At 65.5% G+C, this 26,868-nt stretch carries 30 protein-coding genes; 17 read left to right on the top strand and 13 right to left on the bottom strand.

Annotation, left to right across the window (positions count from 1 at the left end):
- Nucleotides 1-18: 18 nt before the first annotated feature.
- From FGK63_RS04285 to FGK63_RS04250, 8 genes are all read right to left on the bottom strand, one after another.
- Entirely contained in the window at nucleotides 19-606 is a 588-nt protein-coding gene (locus FGK63_RS04285; protein WP_138840346.1) for an outer membrane protein, read from the bottom strand.
- 273 nt (nucleotides 607-879) lie between these two features.
- Nucleotides 880-1,356, bottom strand: a complete 477-nt coding sequence (locus tag FGK63_RS04280) for a YHS domain-containing (seleno)protein (protein ID WP_138840345.1) — start codon at nucleotides 1,354-1,356, stop codon at nucleotides 880-882.
- A 223-nt stretch (nucleotides 1,357-1,579) separates the two neighbouring features.
- On the bottom strand, nucleotides 1,580-2,185 hold the full coding sequence (gene plsY, locus FGK63_RS04275; protein WP_138840344.1) for a glycerol-3-phosphate 1-O-acyltransferase PlsY: 606 nt from the start codon (nucleotides 2,183-2,185) through the stop codon (nucleotides 1,580-1,582).
- Nucleotides 2,185-3,465, bottom strand: coding sequence for a dihydroorotase (pyrC, locus tag FGK63_RS04270; RefSeq protein ID WP_138840343.1), 1,281 nt, complete (start codon nucleotides 3,463-3,465; stop codon nucleotides 2,185-2,187). The genes plsY and pyrC overlap by 1 nt, the downstream gene beginning before the upstream one ends.
- On the bottom strand, nucleotides 3,462-3,851 hold the full coding sequence (locus FGK63_RS04265; RefSeq protein WP_138840342.1) for a hypothetical protein: 390 nt from the start codon (nucleotides 3,849-3,851) through the stop codon (nucleotides 3,462-3,464). Before FGK63_RS04265 ends, pyrC begins: the two co-directional genes overlap by 4 nt.
- Nucleotides 3,836-4,360 carry a hypothetical protein gene (locus FGK63_RS04260; RefSeq protein ID WP_138840341.1) on the bottom strand — a complete coding sequence of 175 codons (525 nt, stop codon included), beginning with the start codon at nucleotides 4,358-4,360 and terminating at the stop codon, nucleotides 3,836-3,838. The genes FGK63_RS04265 and FGK63_RS04260 overlap by 16 nt, the downstream gene beginning before the upstream one ends.
- Complete coding sequence (locus tag FGK63_RS04255) at nucleotides 4,357-5,292, bottom strand: aspartate carbamoyltransferase catalytic subunit (RefSeq protein WP_138840340.1); 936 nt, start codon at nucleotides 5,290-5,292, stop codon at nucleotides 4,357-4,359. The genes FGK63_RS04260 and FGK63_RS04255 overlap by 4 nt, the downstream gene beginning before the upstream one ends.
- 65 nt (nucleotides 5,293-5,357) lie before the next feature.
- Nucleotides 5,358-5,981: a scavenger receptor class F, member 2 gene (locus FGK63_RS04250; RefSeq protein WP_246043938.1), complete on the bottom strand. Its 624-nt coding sequence runs from the start codon at nucleotides 5,979-5,981 to the stop codon at nucleotides 5,358-5,360.
- Nucleotides 5,982-6,065: 84 nt separating this feature from the next.
- Between FGK63_RS04250 and FGK63_RS04245 the strand changes: the two genes are divergently transcribed.
- The 5 genes from FGK63_RS04245 to FGK63_RS04225 all read left to right on the top strand — a co-directional run bounded on the left by FGK63_RS04245 (nucleotide 6,066) and on the right by FGK63_RS04225 (nucleotide 13,000).
- Entirely contained in the window at nucleotides 6,066-6,833 is a 768-nt protein-coding gene (locus FGK63_RS04245; protein ID WP_138840339.1) for a uracil-DNA glycosylase, read from the top strand.
- Nucleotides 6,830-7,429 (top strand): metallophosphoesterase family protein, encoded by a 600-nt coding sequence (locus FGK63_RS04240; RefSeq protein WP_138840338.1) that lies wholly within the window; start codon nucleotides 6,830-6,832, stop codon nucleotides 7,427-7,429. The genes FGK63_RS04245 and FGK63_RS04240 overlap by 4 nt, the downstream gene beginning before the upstream one ends.
- A 59-nt stretch (nucleotides 7,430-7,488) precedes the next feature.
- A complete protein-coding gene (gene moaB, locus FGK63_RS04235) occupies nucleotides 7,489-8,031 on the top strand; it encodes a molybdenum cofactor biosynthesis protein B (RefSeq protein ID WP_138840337.1) in 543 nt (180 codons plus the stop codon).
- Between the two features lie 107 nt (nucleotides 8,032-8,138).
- A complete protein-coding gene (locus FGK63_RS04230) occupies nucleotides 8,139-9,593 on the top strand; it encodes an efflux RND transporter periplasmic adaptor subunit (RefSeq protein ID WP_138840336.1) in 1,455 nt (484 codons plus the stop codon).
- 5 nt (nucleotides 9,594-9,598) lie between these two features.
- Nucleotides 9,599-13,000 (top strand): efflux RND transporter permease subunit, encoded by a 3,402-nt coding sequence (locus tag FGK63_RS04225; RefSeq protein WP_138840335.1) that lies wholly within the window; start codon nucleotides 9,599-9,601, stop codon nucleotides 12,998-13,000.
- A 4-nt stretch (nucleotides 13,001-13,004) separates the two neighbouring features.
- Here the strand turns inward: FGK63_RS04225 and FGK63_RS04220 are convergent, their stop codons facing one another.
- Both FGK63_RS04220 and FGK63_RS04215 read right to left on the bottom strand, forming a co-directional pair.
- Nucleotides 13,005-13,424 carry an NUDIX hydrolase gene (locus FGK63_RS04220; protein ID WP_138840334.1) on the bottom strand — a complete coding sequence of 140 codons (420 nt, stop codon included), beginning with the start codon at nucleotides 13,422-13,424 and terminating at the stop codon, nucleotides 13,005-13,007.
- A 3-nt stretch (nucleotides 13,425-13,427) separates the two neighbouring features.
- The gene (locus tag FGK63_RS04215) at nucleotides 13,428-14,240 is read right to left on the bottom strand and encodes a protein-disulfide reductase DsbD domain-containing protein (protein WP_138840333.1); all 813 of its coding nucleotides are present in this window, start codon (nucleotides 14,238-14,240) and stop codon (nucleotides 13,428-13,430) included.
- A 146-nt stretch (nucleotides 14,241-14,386) separates the two neighbouring features.
- Between FGK63_RS04215 and FGK63_RS04210 the strand changes: the two genes are divergently transcribed.
- Nucleotides 14,387-14,941 (top strand): YqgE/AlgH family protein, encoded by a 555-nt coding sequence (locus tag FGK63_RS04210; RefSeq protein WP_138840332.1) that lies wholly within the window; start codon nucleotides 14,387-14,389, stop codon nucleotides 14,939-14,941.
- On the opposite strand, the gene FGK63_RS04205 is transcribed toward FGK63_RS04210, so the two are convergent.
- Nucleotides 14,942-15,892: an L-threonylcarbamoyladenylate synthase gene (locus tag FGK63_RS04205; RefSeq protein ID WP_138840331.1), complete on the bottom strand. Its 951-nt coding sequence runs from the start codon at nucleotides 15,890-15,892 to the stop codon at nucleotides 14,942-14,944. It lies immediately after the preceding gene.
- A gap of 136 nt (nucleotides 15,893-16,028) precedes the next feature.
- Between FGK63_RS04205 and FGK63_RS04200 the strand changes: the two genes are divergently transcribed.
- From FGK63_RS04200 to FGK63_RS04170, 7 genes are all read left to right on the top strand, one after another.
- On the top strand, nucleotides 16,029-17,732 hold the full coding sequence (locus FGK63_RS04200; protein ID WP_138840330.1) for an acyl-CoA dehydrogenase: 1,704 nt from the start codon (nucleotides 16,029-16,031) through the stop codon (nucleotides 17,730-17,732).
- Nucleotides 17,732-18,778, top strand: coding sequence for an MBL fold metallo-hydrolase (locus FGK63_RS04195; RefSeq protein ID WP_138840329.1), 1,047 nt, complete (start codon nucleotides 17,732-17,734; stop codon nucleotides 18,776-18,778). The genes FGK63_RS04200 and FGK63_RS04195 overlap by 1 nt, the downstream gene beginning before the upstream one ends.
- A gap of 3 nt (nucleotides 18,779-18,781) precedes the next feature.
- The gene (locus tag FGK63_RS04190) at nucleotides 18,782-19,234 is read left to right on the top strand and encodes a DUF6173 family protein (RefSeq protein WP_138840328.1); all 453 of its coding nucleotides are present in this window, start codon (nucleotides 18,782-18,784) and stop codon (nucleotides 19,232-19,234) included.
- A gap of 65 nt (nucleotides 19,235-19,299) precedes the next feature.
- Nucleotides 19,300-21,138: a glycerophosphodiester phosphodiesterase gene (locus FGK63_RS04185; protein WP_138840327.1), complete on the top strand. Its 1,839-nt coding sequence runs from the start codon at nucleotides 19,300-19,302 to the stop codon at nucleotides 21,136-21,138.
- Nucleotides 21,125-21,685: a hypothetical protein gene (locus tag FGK63_RS04180; RefSeq protein ID WP_138840326.1), complete on the top strand. Its 561-nt coding sequence runs from the start codon at nucleotides 21,125-21,127 to the stop codon at nucleotides 21,683-21,685. Before FGK63_RS04185 ends, FGK63_RS04180 begins: the two co-directional genes overlap by 14 nt.
- A 63-nt stretch (nucleotides 21,686-21,748) precedes the next feature.
- A complete protein-coding gene (locus tag FGK63_RS04175; RefSeq protein ID WP_138840325.1) occupies nucleotides 21,749-21,883 on the top strand; it encodes an aa3-type cytochrome c oxidase subunit IV in 135 nt (44 codons plus the stop codon).
- Between the two features lie 17 nt (nucleotides 21,884-21,900).
- Nucleotides 21,901-22,536 (top strand): hypothetical protein, encoded by a 636-nt coding sequence (locus FGK63_RS04170; RefSeq protein WP_138840324.1) that lies wholly within the window; start codon nucleotides 21,901-21,903, stop codon nucleotides 22,534-22,536.
- Here the strand turns inward: FGK63_RS04170 and FGK63_RS04165 are convergent.
- On the bottom strand, nucleotides 22,525-22,857 hold the full coding sequence (locus tag FGK63_RS04165) for an AzlD domain-containing protein (protein ID WP_138840323.1): 333 nt from the start codon (nucleotides 22,855-22,857) through the stop codon (nucleotides 22,525-22,527). The genes FGK63_RS04170 and FGK63_RS04165 overlap by 12 nt on opposite strands.
- On the bottom strand, nucleotides 22,854-23,570 hold the full coding sequence (locus FGK63_RS04160) for an AzlC family ABC transporter permease (protein WP_138840322.1): 717 nt from the start codon (nucleotides 23,568-23,570) through the stop codon (nucleotides 22,854-22,856). The genes FGK63_RS04165 and FGK63_RS04160 overlap by 4 nt, the downstream gene beginning before the upstream one ends.
- On the opposite strand from FGK63_RS04160, the gene FGK63_RS04155 reads away from it, so the two are divergent.
- The 4 genes from FGK63_RS04155 to mobB all read left to right on the top strand — a co-directional run bounded on the left by FGK63_RS04155 (nucleotide 23,569) and on the right by mobB (nucleotide 26,826).
- Nucleotides 23,569-24,510, top strand: a complete 942-nt coding sequence (locus FGK63_RS04155) for a formate dehydrogenase accessory sulfurtransferase FdhD (RefSeq protein WP_138840321.1) — start codon at nucleotides 23,569-23,571, stop codon at nucleotides 24,508-24,510. The two genes, FGK63_RS04160 and FGK63_RS04155, sit on opposite strands and share 2 nt — an antisense overlap.
- A 168-nt stretch (nucleotides 24,511-24,678) precedes the next feature.
- Nucleotides 24,679-25,632 carry an AEC family transporter gene (locus FGK63_RS04150; protein WP_171052563.1) on the top strand — a complete coding sequence of 318 codons (954 nt, stop codon included), beginning with the start codon at nucleotides 24,679-24,681 and terminating at the stop codon, nucleotides 25,630-25,632.
- 61 nt (nucleotides 25,633-25,693) lie between these two features.
- Complete coding sequence (gene mobA / locus FGK63_RS04145) at nucleotides 25,694-26,338, top strand: molybdenum cofactor guanylyltransferase MobA (protein WP_138840319.1); 645 nt, start codon at nucleotides 25,694-25,696, stop codon at nucleotides 26,336-26,338.
- Nucleotides 26,335-26,826: a molybdopterin-guanine dinucleotide biosynthesis protein B gene (mobB, locus tag FGK63_RS04140; protein WP_138840318.1), complete on the top strand. Its 492-nt coding sequence runs from the start codon at nucleotides 26,335-26,337 to the stop codon at nucleotides 26,824-26,826. The genes mobA and mobB overlap by 4 nt, the downstream gene beginning before the upstream one ends.
- Nucleotides 26,827-26,868: the final 42 nt, after the last annotated feature.

Below are 26,868 nucleotides of genomic sequence, written 5' to 3'. Positions count from 1 at the left end.
TTCTGCCGAAGCGCGTTTTCAGAACCGGAAAGCGGCCCGGACCTGCACGGTCGTGGCGTCCACGTCGACGCCGGTTCCGTTGAAGTTGTTGAATTCGTGATACAGGATTTCGCCGGAAACGGTGAAGTCGTCGTAGACCACATGCTCGTAGCCGCCGCCGATGAACCACCCGTCGTCGCTGCCCAGGGTGTTGGTGCTGGCCTCGGCATAGCCGCCCACACCATAGAGCAGCCCGTCCTGAATCTTGTAACCGGCCCGGACGCGCAGACGCCAGACATCGTCGACCGATACCCCGCTGCCCAGGGATACGTCGGTCCAGTCATAGTCGAAGCCGCCGCCAAGCACCCAGGTGCCGAAATCGTAGTCGTAACCAAGGTTCAGACCGCCGATCCAGTCGTCGCCGTCGATGCCGGACAGGCTGGTGTCGACACCGACATACCCCAACTGCCCGCCGACAAAGAAACCGGTCCACTCGTAATTCGACGGAACCAAAGTTGACTGATATTGCGCCACATAGCTTTCGGTACTTTCAGTGGTCGACTGCGCCATGGCATGCCCGGCCGCCAGCACAGAAAGGGCAGAGAATATCGCCAGATTTCGTGTCATCTCTTATCCTTTCATTCAAATATGGGCGCACCATACGGAACGCCTTGAAAACCGCATCAAACAACGACGGGTCCGTCCAGATACCGGATCACCAACAAACAACTGGTAGAATGTCACCTCGTCCCTGCCGCTGCCGCAACATCGGCAGAAGCAATGCCGATGGAACTCGGTCTTGCAATTGAATGGCAGCATACAACTTTGACGAAGGATTCTCAATTCACATACGGCGGCGGTCCGCACCGCCGCCGTACGCCGCGGGTCAATCCGTGCGCCTTACTGCTGCTGCAGTTCCGCCGGGTCCTTGTCGGCGATCTCATTCCAGTTGGCGCTGGCTTTTTCGATGAAGCCCGGGATGTCGCCCTCCCAACGCTCCTGGATGTCTTCCGACAGGTTCAGGTACAGGCGGTCGTCGACGATCCGCCAGTAGTTCGGATCGCCGTCGAACTTGAAGCCCATGGCCGCGCCGAAGGCGCAGTAGCCGCCATAGGCGGGCAGGTAGGCATCCGGATTCGCCTCGAATGCCGCCTTGTTCTCCTCGGAGGCGAAGCGGTAGGTCGCGTCGTTGTGTGTGGCCGTGATCTTCCAGTTGCCCTTTGTGGCCTCGCCTTCGGTGAAATAGGCCACCGGATCATAGCCCTGCAGCGCAAGGCCGGTCGAGGATGCGTTCAGTTCGACGCCCGCCGCCAGGCTGGAGGTTGCAATTGCGACGGACAGCGCGACGCCGCCCAAAAGTGACTTGAACTTGTTCATGGGATACCTTTCGTGTTTGCCGCCGGATGTCCGCGACCGCGGCAGGGCGGGGAGTTTGTCCGTTCCGTGCGGCCGAAAAGGACCGTCACGCCACAGCAGGTGGGACCCGCCGCGGTAACGTTCAAAACAACCTATCGTGTATGTGCGCCGATGAATGCGGCCTGTGCGGTATCAGGCGAACCGGCCTACGCCGCTCTGGTGCCCGGCGACCCCGGCAGGGCGGTCAGGACCGGCCAATCCGCGGCTCTGTCCCGGCCTTGATCCTGGCAATGTTGGCGCTGTGCCGCCAATAGACCAGCAGCGTCAGGATGGCACCCAGGATGAAGGTCGTGCCAAATCCCAGCAGGACCGCCCAGATCGTCGAGGACGCGGCCGCCATCAGCGCGCCCACCGAGGACATGCGCGATATCGCCGCCGCCACAAGCCAGGTCAGGCAGCAGGCGAGGCCCACGGGCCAGGCCAGCGCCAGCCACAGCCCCAGAAACGTCGCCACGCCCTTGCCGCCCTTGAACCCCAGCCAGACCGGGAAACAGTGGCCCACGAAAGCCGCCAGCGCCGCGACTTGCACGGCATCCTCGCCCGCGAAGGCGCGGGCCAACAGCACCGCCACGGCGCCTTTGGCCCCGTCGAGCAACAGCGTCAGCGCAGCGGCCCCCTTGTTGCCGGTGCGCAGAACGTTGGTCGCGCCGATATTGCCCGAGCCGATCTGGCGCAGGTTGCCCAGGCCCATCACCTTGGCGACGATCATGCCGTAGGGAACCGAGCCCAGGCCATAACCGATCAGGGCCCAAAGCAGCAGTTGGGCGGTCGAGGATTCAATGGGCGGCATCAGCTTCTCCGAAAAACGTTCCGTCCGGCGACATAGGTCGCCAAGACCCTACCTTGCATCCGCTGGCCGTCAAACGGAGTATTCTGCGATTTCGATTTCAGCGTGAACCGGTCCAGCACGAAGGGCACATCCGGATCGAACAGCACCAGATCCGCGGGCGCGCCAATGGACAGGCGGCCGCAGTCCAGCCCCAGCCGGTTCGCCGGGTTCAGCGCCATGGCGCGGAACAGCGTGGGCAAGTCCAGCTGTTCCGCGTGATAGAGGCGCAGCGACGCCGGCAGCAGCGTCTCGAGCGCCACCGCGCCCGAGGCCGCCTCTTCGAAGGGCAGGCGCTTGCTTTCCTCGTCCTGCGGCGTGTGCATGGAGCTGATGATGTCGATCTGCCCGGTCCGCACCGCGTCGACCACGGCCAGCCGGTCATCTTCGGACCGCAGGGGCGGCTTGACCTTGAAGAAGGTCCGATAGTCGGCCACGTCCAGCTCGTTCAGGGTCAGGTGATGGATCGAGGTTCCGGCGGTGATGTCCAGCCCGTTGCGCTTGGCTCGTTCCAGCGCGGGCAGGGCGCGGGCGGTGGTGATCTGGTCCGCGTGGTATCGCGCGCCGGTCATCTCCAGCAGGGCGATATCGCGGTCCAGCCCCATCCGTTCGGCCATGGGCGAGACCGTCGGCAGACCGCGCAGCGTGGCGAACTTGCCGCTGGTCGCGGCTGCGCCGCTGCTCAGCCCCGGCTCCTGCGGGTGGCCGATGACCAGCGCGCCGCACGAGCGGGCATAGGTCAGAGCTCGGGAGAAGACCTTGGTGTTGGCGACCACGTGGTCGCAATCGGTAAAGGCGACCGCCCCGGCATCCAGCAGGAACCCGATCTCGGTCATCTCGCGCCCTTCGCGCCCCTTGGTCAGCGCCGCCATCGGCAGGACGTTGACGGGGGTGTCTGCCTGCGCGCGGCGGGTGACGAATTCCAGCGTTTCCGGCGTGTCGATGACCGGGCTGGTATCGGGGCGGGTGACGATGGTCGTGACGCCGCCGGCGGCGGCGGCCAGACCCGCCGATTTGTAGCTTTCCTTGTGCCGTTCGCCCGGTTCGCAAACCTTGACGCCGATATCGACGATGCCCGGGCCCAAACACTTGCCGCCGCAGTCGACAACTTCCGCCTCGGTGCGCTCCGGCGCGCCACTTCCGCTGGCCGCGATGCGCCCGTCCACCACCTGCAGCCAGCCGGCGGAGTCGGTTCCGGCTTCGGGATCAATCAGGCGGGCGTTGGTGAAGAGGATCTTGCTCATGGCAGCGCCCTTTCGATGGCGGTCTTGGTTGCGGCGGGCTCGGCCTGATACTTGATGAGATGCTTGTCGCCGCCCTTGGTGACGATCTGCACGAAGCTGCCCATGGTTTTGACGGCCGCGATCTGGTCCAGCGGCACGCGGCGCGGGCCGGGGCCGGTCAGGGCGGCGCGGTCCATCTCCCACACCGCGGCCAGTTCCTCGGATGCCAGATACCAGCTGCGCACGGCGATGGCGGCGAGGCCGGCAACCGCGCCGGTCCAGACGTAAGGGCTTCCGATCAGCCAGAGAACCGCCATGGCACCGGCCATTGCGAATGCGGCAAGCCAGGCGTTGGTGCGGACATAGGCCTGCCTGTCCGGGGTGAAGCGGGTCACAGGATCAGCCACAGGACACCTCCCACGATCAATGCCAGCATCAGGACCACCAGTATCGACCCGACGCGCCGCGCCCGGTCGCCGCCCTGCACATCGCCGACGGGTGGGCCGGAAAAGGGCCTGGCGCTTTCGGTTTCGATGGGGCGGCCGGTCCAGCTGGTGGCTTCTTCGGTAAACAGCCCCGCAAGGGCCACTCTGGGATCCGGGTTCAGGTCCATTCCGCGGCCCCGAAAGGCCTTGCTGCGCAGGATCATGACCCAGCCTTCGATGGTTGCCAGCGCGGCCCGGTCCAACTGGTCTTCCGGGATGCCGCAACCCTCGGTCAGGTATCCGTACAGCCCGACATCCTCCAGATCGGAGACGGGAAAGACTTCGATCTGCTCGTCATCCAGACCCGTCACCCCAAGCACCTGCTCTGCCGCGCCGGGTTCCTGCAGGAACTTCGCCTCTTCCGGGCGCATGTCCAGCGTGAAAAGGCGCAGAACGCCATGTTCGTTTGGGGCGACGGTCAGATCGCTCATGCCGCCCCGCGCAGGTTCCGGGCCAGCAGCTCCATCGCCGCCATCCGCACGGCGACGCCCATCTCGACCTGTTCCTGGATGACCGAACGGTTGATGTCGTCAGCCAATGTGCCATCGATCTCGACGCCGCGATTCATCGGGCCGGGATGCATCACGATAGCGTCGGGCTTGGCCAGCGCCAGTTTCTCGGCATCAAGCCCGTAGCGGTGGTAATATTCCCGTTCCGACGGGATGAAGCCGCCATCCATCCTCTCTTTCTGGAGCCGCAGCATCATCACCACGTCGACGTCCTTGAGCCCCTTGCGCATGTCGTCGAAGACCTCGGCGCCGAACTCGGCGAAATGCGCCGGCACCAGCGTCGGCGGCCCGATCAGGCGGATGCGGTTCTCCATCTTGCCCAGAAGGATCAGGTTCGACCGCGCCACCCGGGAATGGGCGATGTCGCCGCAGATCGCCACGTTGAGCCGGTGCAGCCGCCCCTTGGCGCGGCGGATGGTCAGGGCGTCCAGCAAAGCCTGCGTCGGATGCTCGTGCCGCCCGTCGCCGGCATTCAGCACGGCGCAGTTCACCTTCTGCGCCAGCAGGTCCACCGCGCCCGAATGGGGGTGGCGCACCACCAGCAGGTCGGGATGCATCGCGTTCAGCGTCATCGCCGTGTCGATCAGCGTTTCGCCCTTTTTGATCGAGCTGGCCTGCATCGCCATGTTCATCACATCCGCGCCCAGCCGCTTGCCCGCAAGCTCAAAGCTCGCCTGTGTGCGGGTCGAGCTTTCGAAGAACATGTTGATCTGCGTCAGCCCCGCCAGCACATCGGCATGTTTCGCCGACTGCCGGTTCAGTTCGACGTATTTCTCGGCCAGATCGAGAATGGCGGTGATGTCGCCTTGGGACAGGTGCTCGATGCCGAGAAGGTGTCGATGGGCAAAACTCATGGGCCGGGCTCCGGTCTGACGGTCGCGCCGCTTATAGGAAGGTCGCGGCAGCGGGGCAACATGATCTAGCGGTCCCCTGCGCTTTCCGGTTCGGGCGCCTTACCGCAGGTCCCTTCCTCGAGGCAAATCTCGCCGGGCTTGCACCACCGCCCATAGCCGCAATCCACCGCCTTGATCGGCACGCAGCCCTGATGCTGCGAGCACTTGAAGCCGGGGCGGCATTGCGAGTCGGTGTCGGGGCACGGGAACCATCCGGGCCGCGTGCAGCCCCCGTCCGGCAGGCAGGTCGATCCGGACGGGCAGATGCTGCCGTCAAGGCACTCGGTCGGGGATATCGTGATGGGACCCGGGTCGTCCTGTGGTACGCATTCGCCGGTCGCCGTGCAGGTCGTGCCGGGCGGGCAGGTGAGGCCCGAGGTGCATTTGGCGGGGCCCGCTGGCGCGCAGCGGGTGCCGCCCGCGACGCATTGCTCGAACGGCCCGCAAGTGCGCCCGCCGCCGCAATAGGTGCCGCCCAGCGGGATGCAGAACCCGTCGAAACTGCATCGCTCTGCGGGCGAACAGCAACTCGTCTGGCCGCACTGAATCAGCCCCGGCGCGCACTGGTTGTGGAAATTCGCGGCCGCGGGCGACCCGCCCGTCAAGACGAGCAGGGCGAAAATCAGGAAGAATCGAACCTTGAACAGCATGGGCCTTGCCATCGTCGGTTGCGGCGAAGGCGCAGGCAAGGGCATTTCTCTTTTCCTTGCCGACAGGGCAGTTAGATTGGGGACATGGAATCGGCATTGGACCACTACACCGCCCGGGCCCTGCTGGAATGGCAGATCGAACTGGGCGCGACGGATGCCATCGGGGATGCCCCGGTGGACCGGTACGCATTGCCCGACACCGCGCCCAAGGCGCAACAGCCCCAAGGTGCGCAGACCGCCCCGGCCAAGCCCAAGGACGTCGATCCGGTCGAAGTGGCGCGCAAGGCGGCGCGGGCCGCCGGTTCGCTGCCCGAGCTGCGCGCCGCGATGGAGTCGTTCCAGCATTGCGAACTCAAGCTCGGCGCGCGTCAACTGGTCTTTGCCGACGGCACGCCGGGCGCGCGGGTCATGATCATCGGCGAAGCCCCCGGGCGCGACGAGGACCGCGAAGGACGTCCTTTTGTCGGGCGGGCGGGCCAGTTGCTGGACCGGATGCTGGAAGCCATTGACCTCCGCCGAAGCGAAAACGTCTACATCACCAATGTCCTGCCGTGGCGGCCACCGCAGAACCGCGATCCGAGGCCCGAAGAAATCGGCATGATGAAGCCGTTTCTCGAACGCCATGTGGACCTGGCCAAGCCCGAGGTGCTGGTGCTCATGGGCAATATCAGCTGTCAGGCGGTGCTGGGCAAACGCGGGATAACCCGCCTGCACGGGCAATGGGACCAGTCGATGAACCTGCCGGTCATCCCGATGTTCCACCCGGCCTATCTGCTGCGTCAGCCGCAGATGAAACGTCAGGCCTGGGCGGATCTGCTGGAACTCAGGGCCCGATTGGGAGAAACACAATGAAACTGCTGGCCTTTTCCGATCTTCACATGGCGCGCGCCCGCGCCGCCGATCTGGTCGAGGCCAGCAAGGAGGCCGATCTCGTGATCGGCGCCGGAGACTACTGCAACATGCGCGAGGGCCTTCCCGAGGCGATGGCGATGCTGTCCGGGATTTCCGCGCCGCTGGTCCTGGTGCCCGGCAACGCGGAAAGCACCGAGGAACTTTCGGCGGCGGTGCCCGAGGGTGTGCATGTCCTGCACGGCAGCGGGATGACAGTGGACGGCGTGCGCCTCTTTGGTCTGGGCTACGGGGTGCCGGTGACGCCGTTCGGAGACTGGTCCTGCGACATGACCGAATCCGAAGCCGCCGAGATGCTGTCCCGCTGCAGCCGGGCCGATATCCTGATCGCCCATTCGCCGCCTAAGGGCACCGGGGACGTGACCTCGCAAGGGGTGTCGGTAGGATCGGTCGCCGTGCGCAACGCGATCGAACGGATCCAGCCCAGGCTGGCGCTCTGCGGCCACATCCACGACAGCTGGGGCTTTCGCGGCACCATTGGCCAGACGCAGGTGGCCAATCTCGGTCCGACCGTGAACTGGTTTGATATCCGCGCCTGATCGGCACGGCCACGCCTCCCGGCGTTCGTCTTACTCATTTGGAAAGGGCCACACACTCCATGTCGCGCATCGACGAAAGCAAGGACTTCATTCCGGTTCGTATCGCGGTTCTGACGGTGTCGGACACGCGGTCGCTGGACGAGGACCGCTCGGGCCAGACCCTGGTGGATCGGATCGAGCGCGCGGGCCACCTGGTCGCCGACCGCAAGATCCTGCGCGACGAACGCGCGGAGATCGCCGCGCAGCTGCGCGCATGGGTGGCAGATCCCGGGATCGACGTGGTGATTTCGACCGGCGGCACCGGTCTGACCGGTCGCGATGTCACGGTCGAGGCGCATCGGGACGTCTATGAGAAGGAAATCGAGGCCTTCGGAACCGTGTTCACCATCATTTCCATGGAAAAGATCGGCACCTCAGCTGTTCAGTCGCGCGCCACCGGCGGCGTCGCCGGCGGAACCTATCTCTTCGCGCTGCCGGGCAGCCCCGGGGCCTGCAAGGACGCCTGGGACGGGATTCTGCAAAAACAGCTCGATTACCGCCACCTTCCCTGCAACTTCGTCGAGATAATGCCAAGATTGGACGAACACCAGCGACGGAAGTAGACTGGTACTGCGTATCATTGCGTGTAACCACCTTGTGGCTTGGCATTTTTTGTTGTCCGGCTACTTTCTGCTGATGGTAGCATGATGCGACCGGAGTGAAGTGACCGATGCGATTTTTGCGGCAGAGCCTTGTGGGTGTTTTCCTGGCGTCTTTGACGCTGGCGCTGCTGATCTATGCCGCGCAGTCGATCACCGGGGCGGTTCAGGACTACATGGCCAAAGAAAACCGGCCTGCGCAGGGCCGCGAGAGGGTGTTCGCGGTCAATGTCCGCATGGCCGAATCCGAGACGGTCACGCCCTATCTGGACGCTTTCGGCGAGGTGCAAAGCCGCCGCAGGCTGGAGCTTAGGGCGCCGGTCGGCGGTCGGGTCGTGGCACTTTCGGATGATTTCGAAGAAGGCGGCAGGGTCACGGCCGGTGAAACGCTGGTCCAACTTGACCCCGCGGACGCGCAAGCCGCGCTTGACCGCGCCAAGTCCGATCTTCTGGATGCCCAGGTCGAAGAGCGCGACGCCGAACGGTCGCTGCTTCTGGCGCAGGACGAATTGAAGGCCGCCGAGGATCAGGCCGAGTTGCGCGAGCGCGCGCTGAAACGGCAGCAGGATCTGGAAGAGCGCGGCGTAGGGTCCGCCACGAACGTCGAAACCGCGGAACTGGCGGCGGCCTCGGCGCGGCAGGCGGTGCTGGCGCGGCGGATTTCGGTGGCCCAGGCCGAAGCGCGCGTCGACCGGACCAACACGCATCTGGCGCGCGCCCGGCTTGCGCTGGAAGAGGCCGAGCGCGACCTGGAGGACATGACCATCCACGCGCGGTTCGACGGAACGCTCAGCGGTGTGACCCTTGTCGAGGGGCGGCTGGTCGCGGCCAACGAGAAACTGGCCGAACTGGTGGACCCGCGGGCGCTGGAAGTGGCGTTCCGCGTCTCGACCGCGCAATATGTCCGGTTGCTGGATGAGAACGGACGCCTGATCCCCGCCCCGGTCACCGTTTCGCTCGAGGTCACGGGAACCGATCTTAGCGCCGAGGGCATGATCAGCCGCGACAGCGGATCCGCCGGCGAAGGGCAGTCCGGACGCCTGATCTTTGCCAGTCTCGACGATGCGCCGGGGTTCAAGCCCGGCGATTTCGTCACCGTTACGGTCCGGGAACAGCCGCTCGACAACGTGGTGCGGCTGCCTTCTTCGGTGCTGGATTCCTCGGGCACGGTCCTGGTTCTGGGTCAGGACGAACGGCTGGAGGTCCTTCCCGTGCAACTGGTCCGGCGTCAGGGCGACGACGTCCTGCTGCGCGGCGACGGGCTGGAAGGGCGCGAGGTGGTGATCGGGCGGACGCCGCTGCTCGGCTCGGGCGTGCGCGTGCGTCCCCTGCGGACCGAGGCGCAGGCGGACCTGAGCTCCGAGATGGTCGAACTGACCGAAGAACGCCGCGCCATGCTGATCGACGCCGTCGAGGCCAGCGACCGCCTTTCGGACGAGGCCAAGGCGCGGGTTCTTGGCCAGCTTGCCGAATCCCGGGTGCCGGCGCATCTGGTCCGGCGCCTTGAAAGCCGCACCGGAGGCTGAGGGCGATGATCCGCGAGATCCCCGGCGCCGCGAGCGGGTTGCTCAGCTACTTCACGCGCCACCGGACCGCCGCCAACCTGCTGCTGGTGATCTTCCTGGTTCTGGGCGCAGCGGCGATCCCCAACATGCGGGCGCAGTTCTTTCCCGACGTGATCCTCGAGCGGATAGACGTCACCGTCGAATGGGAAGGCGCGGGCCCGGAAGACGTGGACAGCGCCATCGTGCACATTCTGGATCCGGTCTTGCTGGGCGTGGACGGTGTCGAGAGCACCGAAGCCATTTCGCGCGAAGGGCAGGCCCGAATCCGGCTGGAATTCGAACCGAACTGGGACATGGCGCGCGCCACGGATGACGTGCGCGCCGCCGTGGATTCGGTGACCAGCCTGCCGGAAGAGGCCGAGGAGCCGAGCATCAGGCGCGGCGCGTGGCGCGACCGTGTGACGGACGTGATCGTGACCGGTCCGGTAGCCCCGGATCAGTTGGCGCTTTTCGTGGACGAACTGGTCACGCGCCTGTTCAGGGCCGGTGTGACGCGCACGATGATCCGGGGCATCGCCGCGCCCCGCATCATGGTCGAGGTTCCCAGCGCGCAGCTGATCGCCAACGATATCAGCATGGCCGAAATAGCAGCGGCGATCGCGGCCGAGGTCAACGCGAACCCTGCGGGCGACGTGACGGGGGCCAACGCGCGCATCCGGACCGGCGCCGAGAAACGGACCCCCGACGAAATCCAAGGCATCGTTCTGCGAACCCATTCGGATGGTTCGACCCTGACCATCGGTGACGTGGCGCGGATCAGGGTCGAGGGCGTCACGCGCGTACGCAGCTATTTCGTCGGGGACAACCCGGCAATGTCGATCCGGGTGGACCGGTCCAACCAGGGCGATTCCATCGAAATTCAGCGGACCGTCGAAGAGGTCGTCGCCGAGATGCAGGCCAGCCTGCCGGACAAGGTGACGGTCGAGATGATGCGCACCCGGGCGCAGGCCATCACCGACCGGCTCGACATCCTCGTGGACAACGGCCTGTTGGGGCTGGCCCTGGTCGTCTGCCTGCTGTTTCTTTTCCTCAACGCCCGGATCGCCTTCTGGGTTGCCGCCGGGATCCCGGCGTCGATGTTCGCGGCCATCGCGGTGATGTACGTGGCGGGGCTGTCGCTCAACATGGTCTCGCTCTTCGGCCTGATCATCACTTTGGGCATCGTCGTGGACGACGCCATCGTGGTGGGCGAACATGCCGATTTCCGAGCCCGACGATTGGGAGAGCGCCCGGCCGTCGCCTCGGAACGGGCGGCGATGCGCATGGCGATGCCGGTCTTCGCGGCAACCATCACGACGGTGATCGCCTTCTTTGGCCTCACCGCGATCGGCGGCCGGTTTGGCGAGCTGATCCGCGACATTCCGTTGACCGTGATCGCCGTGCTGATGGCGTCGCTGGTCGAATGCTTCCTGATCCTGCCCAACCATCTGTCCCACGCCATCGCGCATTCCGCCAAGGAACACTGGTATGACATGCCCAACCGCCTGGTGAACCGCGGTTTCCGTTGGGTGCGCGATCATGCCTTCCGGCCGCTGATGGGTTGGGTCATCTGGGCGCGTTACGTGGTGCTGGCAGGGGCGGTCGTGCTCCTCGCCGGTCAGCTTTCGCTTTTCATCCGGGGCGACGTGAACTGGCGGTTCTTCAACGCGCCCGAGCGAGGTTCGGTCACCGGCAATTTCATCATGGCCGAGGGCGCCACCCGGGCCGACTCGATGGCAATGATGCGCGAACTGCAGCGCGCGACCGAAGAATTGGGCCGGATCTACGAAGACCGCTACGGCCGCAACCCGATCGACTACGTCCTGGCCGAGGTTGGCGGGCACGCGGGCGCCGGGCTGCTTGGTTCCGATGACAAGGATGCCGACCTGCTGGGCGGGATCTCGATCGAGCTGATCGACGCCGACCTGCGCCCCTACTCCAGCTTTGCCTTCGTCGAAGACCTGCAGGACTCGGTGAACCAGCATCCGCTGGTGGAAACCCTCAGTTTCCGCGGCTGGCGGTCCGGTCCCGGCGGCGATGCGCTGGACGTCTGGTTCTTCAGCGCGGACGTGGACGTGATGAAGGCGGCGGCCAACGACCTGCAGGCGGCCGTTTCGAAATACCCCGAGGTGTCCGCTCTGGGCGACTCCCTCGTCTACGACAAGGAAGAGTTCATTCTTGACCTGACGCCGCAGGGACAGGCGCTTGGGTTCACCGTAGAAACGCTGGGCCAGGCGCTGCGTCATCGCCTGAACGGGATTGAGGCGGCAACCTTCCCTGATGGGCCACGCAGCGCCGAGATCAGGGTCGAACTGCCGGAAAACGAACTGACGGCGGACTTTCTCGAACGGACCTTGATGCGGACGCCTCAAGGGGTCTACGTGCCTTTGGCCGATATCGTTTCGGTCGAGAAAAAGTCCGGTTTCCTGTCGGTAAGCCGGGAAAACGGATTGCGGGTCGTGTCCGTATACGGGGACATCGCCAACGACGATCCCGCCCGCGCCGCCGAAATCGCCCGGGCGATAGAGAAGGAAATCCTGCCCAGGATCGCCAGCGAGCATCAGGTGGAATGGCGCATGGCCGGCCTGAGCGAGCAGGAGGACGAGTTTCTGGCCGAAGCCCGGACGGGCCTGATCCTGTGCCTGACCGGCATCTACCTCGTGCTGGCCTGGATCTTCGCCAGTTGGACACGGCCGCTGGTGGTGATGGCGATCATCCCGTTCGGCCTCGTCGGAGCGATCTGGGGCCACTACATCTGGGATGTGCCGCTGAGCATGTTCTCGGTGGTCGGCCTGCTGGGGATGACCGGTATCATCATCAACGATTCCATCGTTCTGGTGACCACGATCGACGACTACCATCGCGACCGGGGACTGATCCCCTCCATCGTCGAGGGCGCGGCCGACCGGCTGCGGCCGGTGATGCTGACGACACTGACCACCGTGCTGGGTCTGGTGCCGCTGCTCTACGAAAGTTCGCAGCAGGCGCAGTTCCTGAAGCCCACCGTGATTACGCTGGTCTACGGGCTGGGCTTCGGGATGCTGCTGGTGCTGTTGCTGGTGCCGGCGCTGCTGGCGGTTCAGCGCGACGTGTCGCGGCCACTGACGGCGTTGCGGCGTGCGCTGCGCGGGGCGGATTGGCTGATGCGGGGCTCGGTGGTCGCAACCGGCGTTCTCATGCTGGCCTGGCTGGGGGCGACCATGGTCTGGCCGCTGGTCAATGGCGCGTTGCCGGAACCGCTGTCTCGGCTCGCTTCCGTGCCAGAGGATGCAAACCCGATGCAGGTCGGTCTCGGGCTGTTCGTGGTGGGCGCGCTGGCGATCCTTGCGCTTGGCATGGCCGTATCGGCGCTGCTCTACACCCGCTATTCCGGGCGGGGCAGGGCGTAGGGTCTCAGGCCAGCCGCAGGGCGCTGTCCAGCACCGCAGGCACCCGTTCGCTCATCGGCAATCCGCCCTGGCGGATCAGGTCGAGCGGAAACCAGCGCGCATCCAGTGCGTCGTCGCCTGCTTTTGGTACACCGCTGACATAGGAACACCCGACGGCGACCAGAAGGTAGTGGCTGATCACCGCGCCCGCTCCGTCACGGCGCAGCAGATCCAGATTGTCGATGTAGGTCCGTGGATCGGCCTCGATCCCGGTCTCTTCCCGCAACTCGCGGGCCGCGGCCTCGAGAACCGTCTCGCCCCATTCCACATGTCCGCCGGGAAATCCCCACAGACCGGCATCGGGCTGCTTGCCGCGCCTGGCCAACAGAACCTGACCTTCATGGATGACCACACCCAGCGCACCGATCCGGGGAAGGCGGGACACGGGTCAACCCGCGGCGCAGCCCCGGATGTCGACCGCGTGTTTCGACCCCAGCACGGTGATCCGGATCTCGGAACGGTCCACCGCAAAGGCGGATCCGGACTCGTTGATCAGTTCCGATCTGGCGATCAACGTGTTGCCCTGACGGTGGGTAAGGGTTTCGGACGCCCACAGGTTCGGCCCGCCCGGCTCGATCACCGCCACTTCCTCTCCACCTGCGGAAGGCATGGTGATATGCGCCTCGACCTGCAATCCGTCGCGCGTCGGCTTCAGCATGCAGCTTGCCGAGACGACGCCGGCTTCGCGGGCCGAATACGGGCGCTGCGCCATGGCCGCCGCGATGGCCGGGTTTTTCCCCGCACCCGAATCGAGCAGGTGATCGAAGTCGAGATTGCCGGGAACGCACACATCCTTGCAGACGCCGAAATCCATTTCGCCCTTCAACCGCACCGGAGCGCCCGGATTCGCAGGGGTGATTTCGACCGGCAGAATCATCTGGCCCTGATACCCGATGGAGCGCAGGCCATTTTGATCGAAGACGTGCGGCGAGGGCCAGGTAATGGAAATCTCGCCCACATTCCGCGAGCCCGTCCAGTTGAACTGCGGCGGGATCCCGGCTTCGCCCGGTGCCCGCCAGTAGGTTTTCCAACCATCGGCCAGCGTCAGCCTGATGGCGCCCAGATACGTCCCCCTGCTGGTCAGCCCGCCGTCAAGGATGTCCAGCCGCACGACGTTTTCAATGCCGCCTGCCGAGGCCGGCCCGCCAAGGGCCGCGCATGCAATCAGCGCGGCCGAAGCCTTCTTCAACGCGTTCAACATAATGAATAGATGCGCCTTATTTCCTGAAATGCCAAGTCACGTTCCGTTCAAGACGGTGAAATCTGCGGGAATTCTCCGGTCGTCCCTTGCAAACCCCCGGCCTGCGGGGCCATTCTCGAAAGAGAACCGGATAAAGTTGGTTGAAAATGGATCTGACCGGAAAACTTCTGATCGCAATGCCTGGCATGGGGGATCCACGGTTTGATCACTCCGTGATCTACCTGTGCAGCCACGGGGATGACGGGGCGATGGGTCTGATCGTGAACAAGCCCGCGGACCTGCGGGTCAAGGTCCTGCTGACGCAACTCAACATCCCTTGCGAGGTGCCGGTCGTCGGCGAACGCCTGGTGCATTTCGGCGGTCCCGTCGAGACCTCGCGCGGGTTCGTGCTGCACAGCTCGGATTACGAGGCGAACCTGCATTCGATGCCGGTCAAGGCGGGTTTCAGCATGACCGCAACGCTGGACATCCTAGAGGACATCGCGGCCGGTCGCGGACCGGAACAGGCGCTTCTGATGCTGGGGTATTCCGGCTGGGGGCCGGGCCAGCTCGAGGACGAGATCTCCATGAACGGCTGGCTGACGGCCGAGGCAACCCCGGAACTGGTCTTTGGCATCGCGGACGAAGACAAGTGGGAATCCGCATTGGCGACGCTGGGGGTCGATCCGCTGACCCTATCGGCCAGCGCGGGACACGCCTGATCAGGTGGCGCGCGGCGCCGCGGCGCGGCGCAGGCGGTCGTTGATCGCCGCGCCCAGACCGCGTTCGGGAATCGGGCTGACCGCGATGGGGCGGCCCGTCTCGTTCAGCGCGTGCAGCGCCGCGAACAGATTGGCGGCGGCCTCGGCCAGGTTCCCTTCGGCCGACAGATTCAGATCGCACTCGACCCGCCCGAATCCCAGCAGAATCTCGTCGCCTTCGCGCGTTTCGGCGTTCAGACGGACCGGCGCGTCCGGGGCATAGTGCGACAGAAGCTGTCCCGGGGCGGTCAACGGATCGCCGTCCTCGTGGTGCCGCAGCGTGGTGCCGAGAACCGCCTCGATCTCATCCAGCGCAACTCCGCCCGGCCGCAGCAGCAAAGGTTCCCCGGCCAGGCCGACGATGGTGGATTCCACGCCGACGCCGCACGGGCCATCATCGAGGATAGCCGCGATCAGCCCGTCCAGGCCATTGCGCACATGGTCCGCGGTCGTCGGGCTGATCCGGCCCGAGGGGTTGGCCGACGGGGCCGCCACCGGACCGTCGAAGGCGGTCAGCAGCTTCTGCGCCGTCGGCAGGGCCGGAACCCGCACCGCCAGCGTGTCGAGCCCCGCGGTCACCAGCGACGAAATCCCGTGCCCCTCTCTCAGCGGCAGGACCAGCGTCAGGGGGCCGGGCCAGAACGCGGCCGCGAGGCGTTCGGCCTGCGCGGTCCATTCGACATGGCGCCGGGCCGCCTCGGCGGACGCCACATGCGCGATCAGCGGGTTGAAGCTGGGCCGCCCCTTGGCTGCATAGATCGCCGCCACCGCCTCGCCGTTGCGGGCATCCGCGCCCAGCCCATAGACCGTCTCGGTCGGAAAGGCGACCAGCTGGCCTTGCCGCAGCAATTCGGCGGCGCGGGCCAGTCCCGCGCGGTCGGCGGCCAGGTATTCAGTTGTCAGCGGGCTCATGAGCGGTGACGCGGCGTTTTGGTTGCTTGAAAGACCGGGATCGATAGGTAATCGTCCAAGCCCCGATGAATACCGGCGCGGGCGGCGGATTCCAAGCCCGCAATTGTGGCCGGTGAGACAGCCCCAGAGGGAGACCATGCCGTATCGCGCCCCAATCTCAGATTACGAGTTCCTGTTCAAGAACGTCGTCGGTTTCGATCAGGTTGCCGCCTCGGACCGTTTCGCCGAAGCCAGCCCGGACGTGGTCAGCGCCATCCTGACCGAAGCCGGCAAGATGTGCGAACAGGTCATGGCCCCGCTGCAGCGCCCCGGCGACCTTGAGCCCGCGCGGCTGGAGAACGGCGTGCTGCGCACGTCGCCGGGATATGCCGACGGCTGGAAGGCGATCGCCGAAGGCGGCTGGATCGGCATGAGCGGCAATCCCGAATACGGCGGCATGGGGCTGCCGATGACGGTGACCACCGTCGTCAACGAGATGATGAGCGCGGCCTGCCTGTCGCTGCAACTTGCGCCGCTGATGAGCCAGGGCCAGATCGAGGCGCTGGAACATCACGCAAGCGATGCGCTCAGGGACCTGTACCTGCCCAAGCTCATCTCGGGTGAATGGGCGGGCACCATGAACCTGACCGAACCGCAGGCCGGGTCGGACGTGGGCGCGCTGAGTTCCAAGGCCGAGCCCAACGGTGACGGCACCTATGCGGTCTCGGGGCAGAAGATCTTCATCTCCTGGGGCGACAACGACTTCTGCGAGAACATCTGCCACCTGGTCCTGGCGCGGCTGCCGGACGGGGTGCCGGGAACCAAGGGCATCTCGCTTTTCCTGGTGCCGAAATACATCCCCGACGAGAACGGCAATCCGGGCACGGCCAACGATCTGAGGGTGGTGTCGCTCGAGCACAAGATGGGCCTGCACGGCTCGCCCACCTGCGTGATGCAGTATGACGGGGCAAAAGGCTGGCTGGTCGGAGCCGAGCATGGCGGCATGGCGGCCATGTTCACGATGATGAACAACGCGCGCCTCGGTGTGGGCGGGCAGGGCGTCGGTGTGGCCGAAGGCGCCTATCAGCACGCGCTGGCCTATGCGCTCGAACGCAAGCAGGGCCGGACCCCGTCGGGCACCATCATCGACCACGCCGATGTGCGCCGGATGCTGATGGAGATGAAGGCGGATGTCTTTGCGTCCCGCGCGATCCTACTGGCCAACGCGGTCGCCATCGACATGGCGCAGGCCACGGGCGATGCGGACTGGACGGCGCGGGCCGCCCTGCTGACGCCCATCGCCAAGGTCTTTGGCACCGAGACCGGCATCCGGGTGTCGGATACCGGTGTGCAGGTGCATGGCGGCATGGGGTTCATCGAGGAAACCGGCGCGGCGCAATATTACCGCGACGTGCGCGTGACCGCGATCTACGAGGGCACCAACGGCATTCAGGCCATGGACCTTGTCGGGCGCAAGATGATGGACGGTGGCGAAGCTGCCGCGCGCCTGCTGGACGAGATCGAGGCGCAGGCCGAGAGCGCCCGGGCGTCGCTGCCCGAACTGGCGGGCCCGGTCTGGGAAGCGACCGAGTCGCTGCGCGAGGCAACCGAATGGCTGACCGCGCAGGAGGACATGAACGAACGGTTTGCGGGTGCTCTGCCCTATCTGCGCGCCTTCGCGCGGGTGCTGGGCGGCCACTATCACCTGGCCGCCGCGCTGGCCGATCCGCAAGGTCCGCGCGCCAGGCTGGCCCGGTTCTACATCAATGCGCTGCTGCCGGAACATTCCGGGCTGCTGGCGCAGGCGCAGAACGGGTCCGGGGACCTGTTCGCGCTCAGCGCCGACGAACTGGCGGCGTGATGGACGGCGCGCGGCCTCTCGCCATGCGGTACCCGTGGGAAGAGCCACCTGCTCCAGGAGAGGCCATCGAGGTGGCCCCGGGCGTCCTGTGGATGCGCCTGCCGCTGCCGATGAAGCTGGATCACGTCAATGTCTACGCGCTGGATGACGGCGACGCCTGGACGGTGATCGACACCGGGTTCTCGTCGAAGAAGACCCGCGCGATCTGGGATGGCCTGCTGAGTGGACCGCTGCGCGGCAAGCCGGTGCGGCGGGTGGTTGCGACGCATCACCATCCAGACCACATCGGCAATGCCGGCTGGTTCCAGTCCGAGCACGGCGCGGAACTGGTGACGACCCGCACCGCATGGCTGTTCGCGCGGATGCTGACGCTCGACGTGCAGGAGACCTGGCCGGTCGAAACGCTCGACTACTACCGCAGCGCCGGCATGGCGCCCGAGATCCTCGAAAAACGCATGTCGGAACGGCCCTTCAACTTTGCCGACATGGTCTATCCCATGCCGCTGGGGTTCACCCGGATCCGCCAGGGCGACGTGTTCCGCATGGGCGGGCGCGACTGGGATGTCCACATGGGCAACGGCCACGCGCCGGAGCACGCGACCTTCTGGAGCCGGGATGACAACCTGGTGATCACCGGCGACCAGATCCTCAGCTCGATCAGCCCCAACATCGGCGTCTACGCGACCGAACCGCTGGCTGATCCGCTTGCCGAATGGCTGGAAACCTGCGAGCGGCTCAAGCCGCTGGCGCGGGCTGAGCATCTGGCGCTGGGCGGACACAAGCTGCCTTTCACCGGCCTGCCGGTCCGCATGCGGCAACTGATCGACAACCATCACGGCGCGCTCGAGCGTCTGCTGGACCATCTCGACACGCCCAAACCCGCCTCCGAATGCTTTCTGCCCCTATTCAAGCGCAACATAGGCGAGGGCGAATACGGGCTGGCGCTGGTCGAGGCGGTTGCACATGTAAACCATCTCTACCACATTGGAGCCGTGACCCGGACGCGGCGCGCGGACGGGGCGTGGATGTATCAGCGCAACGGGTGAGCCATGGGCGACAAGATCGAAACTTCCGCCGAAGCCGTCGAGGCGGCGGTGCTGCCCAGGTGCCACGAAGTTCATGCCGATCCCGACTGCATCTCGGGGCCCCAGGAATTGCCGAAATCCATGCAGACGCCCACCGCGGCCAAAAGCCCGGCGCAATGGGCCTATGAGCGGCTGATCCTCTATATCCAGAACTTCGAGGAACAGCTCGACAGCAGCCACGAGGTTGCGATGGGCTTCGCCGGCGGGGATGCCGGCGTGCTGCGCATCGAAGGGCTGGGTTATTTCGACCCCGACATCGTCACCTTCTACGGCAGGGATTCGAACGGCGCCCGGAACCAGCTGGTCCAGCATGTCAGCCAGCTGAACGTCATGCTGCGCGCGCTGCCCAAACCCGCCGAGGACGAGCCCGCCAACCGCATCGGCTTCCGCCTGGCCGCGGATCTGGAGCGGGACTGAACTCTGCCGCTTGCTTTTCAAGCCTTCGCGCCGTTGAATGACCGCATGGTTCAGGAGTTCGACGCGTGACACAATTTCCAATCGTTACAAGCGCCTATGCCGGGTCCTGGGCCCGCAGGTGGGTATTCGTGCCCCTCTACCTGGTGTTGCGCCTTTTGGCCCTGGCCGTGATCGCGCCCGGCCTTGCGATTGCCGTCAACCTGGCCGTCTCGCTTTCGGACCAGTCGGCACTGACCGATCAGGACATCGCCATGTTCATCCTGTCGCCGGTCGGGTTCCTTGCGGCGCTGGTGCTGCTCAGCCTGCTGCTGGTGGCCGAGGTGCTTGGCTTTGCCGTCATGGCGGCCTGCCTGCGCATGGGCGAAACCGATCTCTGGCGCGCGGGCCGCGCCGCCTTGGCGCTGGTTCTGGCCCGTCTGCCCGGGCTTCTGGGTTTCGCCTTGCGCTTCGTGCTGCGCGTCCTGCTTCTGGTTCTTCCCTTCGCCGCCGTGGCGGCGCTGATCGCCTGGTGGACCCTCACCGAATACGACATCAACTATTACCTCACGTTCCATCCGCCCGCGTTCTGGGTGGCGGCGATCCTGATCGGCATCGTGTTGCTGGTCATGGCGTGGGTTCTGATCCGCCGCCTGTCGTCCTGGGCGCTGTCGCTGCATCTGGTACTGTTCGAACGCACGGCGCCCGGCGCGGCCTTCGGTGAAAGCGCCAAATTGATGGAGGGGCGCCGCGGACGTCTCAAGATACAGATCGTTCTTTGGCTGGTCGTGCGCGTCGCCATCGCAACCGCGATCGGCCTCGTCGCGGGGCTGGTTCTGCAGATGGTTCCCCTCAGGGCGGATGCCAACCTGCGGCTTGCGCTGACCATCAGCCTTGTGGTCGTGATTCTGTGGACGCTGGCGGGCCTCGTGCTGGCGGCAACCGCGCTGGGCGCGCTGGCCGTGCTGCTGGACGGCTTCTTCGAGGGAGATGTGCAACCGGTGCCGGTCTCCGAGACCGGAAACCTGCGTTCCCGCCTGATCGGGCTGGCGGCGCTGTCGGGGCTGGCCGTTCTGGCCGGAACCTGGCTGAGTGCGAACATGCTCGAACGGGTACAGACGCAGGATGAGGTCGAGGTGATCGGCCACCGCGGAGCCGCCGCCTCGCGGCCCGAGAACACGATGGCCTCGGTTCTCAAGGCCATCGACGATGGGGCCGACTGGGTCGAGATCGATGTTCAGGAAACGGCGGATGGCGAGGTGGTCGTCGCCCATGACAGCGACTTCATGAAGCTCGCCGGGGTGGATCTCAAGGTCTGGGACGCGACGATGGCGGATCTGGACGGGATCGACATCGGCAGCTGGTTCGACCCTGAATATGCCGATGAACGCGCGCCGACCCTGCGCGACGTTCTGGCGGCAGCGCGCGGCCACGCCAAGGTGATCATCGAGCTCAAGTATTACGGCCACGACGTCGATCTGGAAAACCGTGTCGCGGAAATCGTCGAAGACCTCGGGATGCAGGACCAGGTGGCCATCATGTCGCTGAAATATCCGGCGGTGCAAAAGATGCGCGCCCTGCGCCCGGATTGGCGCACCGGCGTTCTGGCCGCCACCGCGGTCGGGGATCTGGCGGGGCTGGACAGCGATTTCATCGCGGTCAGCGCCGGCATGGCCTCTCCGGGCCTGATCCGGGCAGTGCATGACGCGGGCAAGGATTTTTATGTCTGGACGGTGAACGACCCGCTGCAGATGTCGTCGATGGCCTCGATGGGGGTGGACGGCCTGATCACGGACGAGCCCGCCCTGGCCCGGCGGGTGCTGGAGATCCGCGCCGAGCTTGGCCCCGCGGAACGGCTGCTGCTGTGGCTGGCCTCAGAATTCGGAATGGAGATCGATACCGGTGAAATGCGCGATGAAAGCCCTTGACCTCGCCGTCCTCGCGATCTGCGCCGCGGCACCGGCAGCCGCGCAGGACCTGGTCAAGCGCGTCGAAATGCCGGGCCACAGGGCGCTGGTGACCGTCATGGACACCGCCGATCTTTCCCCTTTCGAGACGGACGGATGCTCTGGCGGGCTGTCGTCGAGCTGGGAGTTGGTGGCCGACACCTTCCCCGGTTTTGCCGAGGCGCACGAGAACTCTCCGCCCTGGGAAGCCTGCTGCGTCATTCACGACCGCGCCTATCACGATGCGGGCGGCGCGACCGAGGCCGAGGCCAGCTACGAGGCGCGCCTGGCCGCCGACGAAGAGTTGCAGGCCTGCGTGATCCGCAACGGCGACCAGCGCGCGGACGAGTTCGCCAAACGCTACGACACGACGCCCGATCAGGTGCGCAAGGCCTACGCGACGATCGCGGGCGCAATGTACCTGGCCGTCCGCTTTGGCGGCGGCCCCTGCACCGGGCTGCCCTGGCGCTGGGGCTTCGGCTATCCCGGCTGTACCCCATTCGACGCACTCGCGCCTGCGCGCGAATGACGTGGTGACAGGGGTGCGAGAATCCATTATTCAGCGGAAAACACGCGAATAGGAATGTTAAACATGGCTGAATACAAACACGGCGAAATGGATATCAAGGTCCAGACCGAAACCTTCAACGGCTTTGTCAAATTCGTCGTCTGGACCGTGGCGGTCATCCTTGTAGTCCTGCTGTTCCTGGCGGTTTTCGCCTCCTGATCCGGTCGAGGGCGTCCGTGTTCCGTTTCCTGATTGCGTGCCTGGCGGTTCTGAGCGTCGCGGGTTGCGCCACCAACTCCCGCAGCCCGCAGGCTGATCCTGCGGAAATCGCGGCCCGCTCCTATCGCGAGCCGGGCCCGGCGACCCTGACGCTTTATACGATGGTGAACAACCGGACCGGCGCCGGTGCTCATACGTCGCTGATGATCAATGCCCGCGAACGCGTGATCTTCGATCCGGCGGGATCGTTCGAGGCGGATATCGTGCCGGTCCGGAACGATGTCCTCTACGGCATCACGCCGGCGGTGGAACAGGCCTATCGCGGCTCTCACGCCCGGTCGACCCACCACGCCGTCATTCAGGAAGTCCAGGTGACGCCCGAACAGGCCGAGGTCGCCTATCGTCTGGCCAAGCAGATGGGGCCGGTTCCCGGATCGCTCTGCGCAAACCGTACCGCGCGGCTCTTGCAGCAGGTGCCGGGGTTCGAGCAGATCAAGGTGGTTTACCAGCCGCTGAAGCTGTCGGAACAGTTCGACCAGATTCTGGGCGTCGTGACAGAGCGCTACTACGAAAACGACGACGCCGATCTGCAAAAGGGACTGGCCGAGAACAACGCCAAGCTCAACATGCTGGAGCGGACCTCAACCCAATAGGTAAAGCAGACCATAGAGCGTCGCCGCGCCCGAGAATATCCCGGCGATCACGTTCTTGGTCAGCAGACCCACCGTCACCGCGACGGTGGCGGCGCTCATCCGCGGCACGTCGGGCTCGCCGCCCGTGGCCGTGGGCCAGGCGACCAGGGGCGCGATCAGCGCGGGCAGGATGGCAACCGCCGTATAGCGCAGGTGGCGCAACAGCCAGGGGGGCATCGGGCGGTCGCCGACGAAACCGATGAAGACGAAGCGCAGCAGATAGCTGCCGATCGCCAGCCCGACGATGATGATCCACATTGTGACCGGATCGACCGAGTTCATGCCTTTGCCTTTCTGCGTTCCAGAACGACCTCGGCCTGCGCTCCGGCGATCATGCCGGCGCAGCCCGCGATCAGCAGTCCGAGGTTGAACGGTATCACCACCGTCACGAGCGAAACCGCAACGGCGACCAGCGCCGCCACCACATGCGCGGGCGTCCGCATCATCGGCCCGATCATCGCCAGAAAGGTGATCGGCAGGGCGAAATCCAAAGCCCAGCTTTCAGGTATCCGCGCGCCCAGGACCGCACCCAGATAGGTGCACAGGATCCACAGCGGCGTGATCGGCGTCACCGAGCCGAAGAAATACGCCATCCGCTGCGGCACGGTCATCTGCGGTTCGGTCTCGAAGCGGACGATCGAGCAGGCATAGGACTGATCGACGGTCAGATAGGCGGCAATGGCGCGCTGCCACAGAGGCGCGCTGCCGAGAAAGGGCGTCAGCGAGGCCGAGTACATCGCCATTCTCAGGTTCACGGCCAGCGCCGAGGCCAGCACGATCAGGGTCGGCGCCTCGTCCTGCAGCAATTGCAGCGCGGCGAACTGCGCGGCGCCCGCGAAGACGGTCGCGGTAAAGGCCATGGTCTGGACGATGTTCAATCCGGTTTCGGTGGCGAAGACGCCAAACAGCAGGCCGAAGGGAATCGCCACGAAAACGAACGGGGCGCCATCGCGAAAACCCTTCCAGAAGTATGAATTGGATGTGGTGAATGCCATGGCTAGATCCTATGGTGACGGCGCCACCACTAACGGGCTTGGGAAAGGGTTGCAATTGGCCACCGAGAACGATCTTTCGGATTACATCATCGCCCCCGATCCCGGCTCCGCGCGCCTGACCCGCGCGGTCGAAGGGGTGGACCAGAACGGCGAGCCGAGCCGGATTTCGGTGGTCGAAGAGCGCCCGCTGACCATCTTCCTGAACGCGCAAGAGATCGTGACCGCGATGACGATCGGGGACTACCCCGAATACCTGGCGCTGGGGTTTCTGCGCAATCAGGGGATGCTGCGCGACGACGACAGGATCGTGCGCGTGGACTATGACGAGGATCTGGAAATCGTCGTGGTGCGGACGGCGCGCAAGACGTCCTACGAGGACAAGCTGAAGAAAAAGACCCGCACCAGCGGCTGCGCGGTGGGCACGGTCTTTGGCGACATGATGGAGGGGCTCGAGAATGTGCGCCTGCCGCAGGTTCAGGTGCGCACCTCCTGGCTCTATGACCTGGCGGCCAGGATCAACCGCACCCCGTCGCTCTATCTCGAGGCCGGGGCGATCCACGGAACCGTGCTCTGCCGCGAGAACCGCCCGCTGGTCTACATGGAGGACGTCGGCCGGCACAACGCGGTGGACAAGATCGCTGGCTGGATGCTGTCCGAGGGCGAAACGGCCGGGGACAAGATTCTCTACACCACTGGGCGGCTGACCTCGGAAATGGTGATCAAGACGGCGATGATGGGCATACCCGTTCTGGCTTCGCGCTCGGGTTTCACCGCCTGGGGCGTCGAGATCGCGCGCGAGGTCGGGCTGACGCTGATCGGCCGGATGCGCGGGCACAGGTTCGTGTGCCTGTCCGGCGCAGACCGGCTGGTGCGCGACGCGGACCCTGCGTCGGTGCCGGTCGAGGACAAGAAGCACCGGCGCAAAAGCGGCTCGGACTGACGCGGGGTGGATCAGGCGCCAAAGTTCTGCGTGGCCCACGAGAAAACCAAGTGTTCAGAAGAACTTTTGTTTCGGATAGGCTTGCTGTGACATCGGGCAAAGGATGCGTGGCCCGCCGGAACAGTGGTGCGCGGGCAGCTCGCAAACCAGGCAAACAAGAGGTGTCATTTGGAACTGATCAACCTTATCGCGCCGGTTTTTGCCGTTATCGCAACGGGCTATGTCTTTTCCTGGGCGAATGTGCTGGGTGAATCCACGTCCGAGGCGTTGGTCAAGTTTGCCGTCTACGTCCTGCTCCCCGCGGTGATGTTCTATCTCATCGGTCAGGAAAAGTTCGAGAACCTTCTGAATGTCGGCTTCTACCTTGCCTATGGCGGTACGATGGCGGTGCTGCTCGTGGCGCTGTTGCTGGGCTGCCGCCACATTTTGGGGATGCAGCCCGCGGCGGCCACGATCGCCGCCTTCGCCGCGATCGCTTCCAACACGGCGCTCGTGGCCCTGCCGGTCCTGCACACGATCTTCGGGCCAAGCGGCGCGCTGCCCGCGGTGCTGGCAAACCTTGTCGTCGCGATCGTGCTGCTGGCCTTCACGGTGAGCCTGGAAGGCCTGGCCGGGAAGTCGAGCAAGAAGAAGACGCCCATCGGCAGGATCGTCCTGAACGTCCTCAAGACCCCGATCATCCTCTCGACCCTTCTGGGCCTGCTCTATTCGTTCACGGGGCTGGGCTTTCCACAGGCGGTTTCGGGTTATCTGGAACTTCTCAGCCAGGCGTTGGCCGCCGTCGCGCTGTTCGCCATCGGATTCACGACCAGCATACGGACGATCCTGAAGACCGGGCCGCTGATCCTTGGCTTGTCCATCGCCAAACTGGTGGTGGCGCCCGGCCTCGTCCTGCTGGCCGCGCATCTTGTCGGGCTGGACCCGTTGTGGACCATCGCCGCGACCGTCTCGGCGGCGGTTCCGACCGCCAAGAACGTCTTCCTGCTTGCGCAGCACTACGATCAGGAACCGCAGCTTGCGGCCCACACGATCTCCGCGACATCCATCCTGTCGTTCGGCACGCTGATCCTGTGGCTGGTTCTTCTGCATCACCTCTACCCGACGGCATTCCAGTTGCAGTGAAATCGGTTATAGGTTGTCCAGGGACTTGGACCCGACGCTGGTCCGAACATGAAGGTACGGAATGACACGTCCATTGGGAGTTATCTTGGCAGGCGGGCAGGCCACCCGCATGGGCGGCGGCGACAAGGGGTTGCTGACGCTTGGCGGGCAGACCTTGCTGGCCCGCGTGATCGACCGGCTGCGACCGCAGGCAGGGGCAATCGCGCTCAATGCCAACGGTGACCCGGCCCGGTTCGACGACCTGGGCCTGCCGGTGATCGCCGATTCCATCCAGGACTTCGCCGGACCGCTCGCCGGTGTCCTGGCCGGGCTCGACTGGGCCGCCGGGCAGGGGGGCAGTTCGATCGTGACCGTGGCCGCCGACACGCCTTTCTTCCCGCGCGATCTGGTCGCGCGACTGACCCACGCGGCCGAGGGGCAGGCGCATCCCCTGGTTCTGGCGACCACGCCCCGGACCGAGGGCGAGGCGCTGAAATCCGGCGGCGGCAAGCGCGTGAACCGGCACCCGACCTTCGGTCTCTGGCCGGTGGCCCTGCGCGACGATCTGCGCGCGGCGCTGAACGACGGTTTGCGCAAGGTGGTTATGTGGACCGACCGGCACGGCGGGCGCGAGGCGCTGTTCCCGGTCGAAGGGTTCGATCCGTTCTTCAACGTCAATACGCCCGAGGATCTGGCCCAGGCCCAGGCGATGCTGGAGGGCGCATGAGGATCTACGGCGTCACCGGCTGGAAGAACGCAGGCAAGACCGGGCTGATGGAGCGGCTCGTGGCCGAGATCAGCGGCCGCGGGTTCACGGTCTCCACCGTCAAGCACGCGCACCATTCCTTCGACGTGGACCACAAGGGCCGCGACAGCTACCGGCACCGCGCGGCGGGCGCGCATGAGGTGCTGCTGGCCTCGCATCACCGTGTCGCGCTGATGCAGGAGTTGCGCGGCGCGCCCGAACCGCCGCTGTCGGAATTGCTCGGCCGGCTGACGCCGGTCGACCTGGTGCTGGTTGAGGGCTACAAGCGCGAGCGCCATCCCAAGGTCGAAGCGTTCCGCGCGGAACCCGGCAACGAGTTGATCGCGCCGCGAGACGACACCATCCGCGCGGTGGCGAGCGACACGCCGCTGCAGCTGGACCGGCCGGTCTTCGACCTGGACGACACCCGGCGCATCGCCGACTTCATCCTCGCGGAGGTTGGCCTGTGACGGCAGGCAGGCGCAACGGGTCGTATTGACTCTGGACCTTCT

The organism is Ruegeria sediminis, assembly GCF_005938215.1.
Taxonomy (GTDB): Bacteria; Pseudomonadota; Alphaproteobacteria; order Rhodobacterales; family Rhodobacteraceae; genus Ruegeria; species Ruegeria sediminis.
Note: the sequence above shows the minus strand (reverse complement) of the source record. Positions and strands in the feature narration are given on the sequence as shown.

Coding starts and splice junctions, on each gene's coding strand:
- FGK63_RS04285 (WP_138840346.1), bottom strand. CDS start 606: ATGACACGAAATCTGGCGATATTCTCTGCCCTTTCTGTGCTGGCGGCC.
- FGK63_RS04280 (WP_138840345.1), bottom strand. CDS start 1,356: ATGAACAAGTTCAAGTCACTTTTGGGCGGCGTCGCGCTGTCCGTCGCA.
- plsY (WP_138840344.1), bottom strand. CDS start 2,185: ATGCCGCCCATTGAATCCTCGACCGCCCAACTGCTGCTTTGGGCCCTG.
- pyrC (WP_138840343.1), bottom strand. CDS start 3,465: ATGAGCAAGATCCTCTTCACCAACGCCCGCCTGATTGATCCCGAAGCC.
- FGK63_RS04260 (WP_138840341.1), bottom strand. CDS start 4,360: ATGAGCGATCTGACCGTCGCCCCAAACGAACATGGCGTTCTGCGCCTT.
- FGK63_RS04255 (WP_138840340.1), bottom strand. CDS start 5,292: ATGAGTTTTGCCCATCGACACCTTCTCGGCATCGAGCACCTGTCCCAA.
- FGK63_RS04250 (WP_246043938.1), bottom strand. CDS start 5,981: ATGCTGTTCAAGGTTCGATTCTTCCTGATTTTCGCCCTGCTCGTCTTG.
- FGK63_RS04245 (WP_138840339.1), top strand. CDS start 6,066: ATGGAATCGGCATTGGACCACTACACCGCCCGGGCCCTGCTGGAATGG.
- FGK63_RS04240 (WP_138840338.1), top strand. CDS start 6,830: ATGAAACTGCTGGCCTTTTCCGATCTTCACATGGCGCGCGCCCGCGCC.
- moaB (WP_138840337.1), top strand. CDS start 7,489: ATGTCGCGCATCGACGAAAGCAAGGACTTCATTCCGGTTCGTATCGCG.
- FGK63_RS04230 (WP_138840336.1), top strand. CDS start 8,139: ATGCGATTTTTGCGGCAGAGCCTTGTGGGTGTTTTCCTGGCGTCTTTG.
- FGK63_RS04225 (WP_138840335.1), top strand. CDS start 9,599: ATGATCCGCGAGATCCCCGGCGCCGCGAGCGGGTTGCTCAGCTACTTC.
- FGK63_RS04215 (WP_138840333.1), bottom strand. CDS start 14,240: ATGTTGAACGCGTTGAAGAAGGCTTCGGCCGCGCTGATTGCATGCGCG.
- FGK63_RS04210 (WP_138840332.1), top strand. CDS start 14,387: ATGGATCTGACCGGAAAACTTCTGATCGCAATGCCTGGCATGGGGGAT.
- FGK63_RS04205 (WP_138840331.1), bottom strand. CDS start 15,892: ATGAGCCCGCTGACAACTGAATACCTGGCCGCCGACCGCGCGGGACTG.
- FGK63_RS04200 (WP_138840330.1), top strand. CDS start 16,029: ATGCCGTATCGCGCCCCAATCTCAGATTACGAGTTCCTGTTCAAGAAC.
- FGK63_RS04195 (WP_138840329.1), top strand. CDS start 17,732: ATGGACGGCGCGCGGCCTCTCGCCATGCGGTACCCGTGGGAAGAGCCA.
- FGK63_RS04190 (WP_138840328.1), top strand. CDS start 18,782: ATGGGCGACAAGATCGAAACTTCCGCCGAAGCCGTCGAGGCGGCGGTG.
- FGK63_RS04180 (WP_138840326.1), top strand. CDS start 21,125: ATGAAAGCCCTTGACCTCGCCGTCCTCGCGATCTGCGCCGCGGCACCG.
- FGK63_RS04175 (WP_138840325.1), top strand. CDS start 21,749: ATGGCTGAATACAAACACGGCGAAATGGATATCAAGGTCCAGACCGAA.
- FGK63_RS04165 (WP_138840323.1), bottom strand. CDS start 22,857: ATGAACTCGGTCGATCCGGTCACAATGTGGATCATCATCGTCGGGCTG.
- FGK63_RS04155 (WP_138840321.1), top strand. CDS start 23,569: ATGGCTAGATCCTATGGTGACGGCGCCACCACTAACGGGCTTGGGAAA.
- FGK63_RS04160 (WP_138840322.1), bottom strand. CDS start 23,570: ATGGCATTCACCACATCCAATTCATACTTCTGGAAGGGTTTTCGCGAT.
- mobA (WP_138840319.1), top strand. CDS start 25,694: ATGACACGTCCATTGGGAGTTATCTTGGCAGGCGGGCAGGCCACCCGC.
- mobB (WP_138840318.1), top strand. CDS start 26,335: ATGAGGATCTACGGCGTCACCGGCTGGAAGAACGCAGGCAAGACCGGG.